Source organism: Parvibaculum sedimenti (assembly GCF_009184905.1).
In the GTDB taxonomy this organism is placed as follows: Bacteria; Pseudomonadota; Alphaproteobacteria; order Parvibaculales; family Parvibaculaceae; genus Parvibaculum; species Parvibaculum sedimenti.
On the sequence record NZ_WESC01000035.1, the window covers coordinates 1 to 1,237 of the forward strand.

3 protein-coding genes are annotated in these 1,237 nt (G+C 60.0%); all 3 read left to right on the top strand.

The features are described 5' to 3' along the window. Positions 1 to 110 precede the first annotated feature (110 nt). Positions 111 to 470 carry a transposase gene (locus tag F2P47_RS17515; RefSeq protein WP_246176968.1) on the top strand — a complete coding sequence of 120 codons (360 nt, stop codon included), beginning with the start codon at positions 111 to 113 and terminating at the stop codon, positions 468 to 470. Continuing rightward, the gene (tnpB, locus tag F2P47_RS17520) at positions 467 to 820 is read left to right on the top strand and encodes an IS66 family insertion sequence element accessory protein TnpB (RefSeq protein WP_152217685.1); all 354 of its coding nucleotides are present in this window, start codon (positions 467 to 469) and stop codon (positions 818 to 820) included. The genes F2P47_RS17515 and tnpB overlap by 4 nt, the downstream gene beginning before the upstream one ends. 68 nt (positions 821 to 888) lie before the next feature. Then, positions 889 to 1,237, top strand: a 349-nt coding sequence (locus F2P47_RS17525) for an IS66 family transposase (protein ID WP_204886765.1), incomplete at its 3' end; no start/stop codon positions are given.

Consider the following 1,237-nt stretch of genomic DNA (forward strand, 5'->3'; position numbering starts at 1 on the left):
GTAAGCGGTGTTTTGCCCCCACATTACCTCTGGCGTCGTGATCTGCGATCACCTTTTGATGGAAGATTGCAGGGAGTTTCTCCATGGAGAGTACATTGGAGGTTCTCACGATGGGCAAGACCGAACGTGAGGGACATCGCCGCTGGCCGGATGATGTCAAGGCGCGGATTGTTTCGGAGAGTTTGCGACCGGGGGTGAGGGTTGGCGAGGTGGCGGCGCGTTATGGGCTCAATCCGAACCACCTGTCATCGTGGCGTACGATGGCGCGCCAGGGCAAGCTGGTCTTGCCCGCTCCGGCGGATGCGGTTGAGTTTGCGGCGATGGTTGTGGAGCCGCCCGAGGCCGGGTATCCGTCGGGGAATATCAGCCGTCCCGAGATCATAGTTGGTGCTGTCACGATCCGTCTGGAGGAAGGCGCGTCAGCCAGCCGGATCGTTACCGTTGCGCGTGCGTTTGCGGTCTCGGCATGATCTTTCCGTCAAACCGCGTACGGATCATGGTGGCGACGAAGCCGGTAGACTTCCGCAAAGGACATGACGGGTTGGCGGCGCTGGTGAAGAATGAGCTGCGCAAGGACCCGTTCACAGGCACGGTCTATGTGTTCCGGTCGCGCAAGGCCGATCGTTTGAAGCTGATCTACTGGGATGGCAGCGGTCTGGTGATGGCCTACAAGCGGCTGGAAGAGCATAGCTTTACCTGGCCTGATATCAGGGACGGCCTGATGAGCTTGAATCACGCTCAGTTCGAGGCCCTGTTTGCGGGGCTTGATTGGCGGCGGGTTCGCACCGTCGAAACGAGAGCGCCGAAAGCTATCGAATAGCTGCGGCACGGTGACTCGGCTGTCTGATTCCAAAGGCAAATCGGGGCCGGATTTGGTAGACTTGGCGCATGCCTGAGACCGCTGATCTTCTCGATAACATTGCTGCCCTGAAGGCGCTGCTGATCGCCGCGACGGCGCGTGAAGCTCGTAAGGACGAGCGGATCGAACGACTGGAAAAACTGGTTGCCGCCTTCAGGCAGGCCGCCTTCGGGCGCAAATCCGAGAGGGCCGATCCTGATCAGTTTGATCTGGCGCTGGAGGACCTGGAAACCGCCATTGCGACCATCCGGGCCGAGGAAGGAGCCGATGTTGCGCCGAGCAAACGAGCCTCCAAACCACGCGCGCCCAATCGTGGTTCGCTTCCGGGCCATCTTCCTCGTATCGAAGAAGTTATCGAGCCGGAAAGCCTGATCTGCA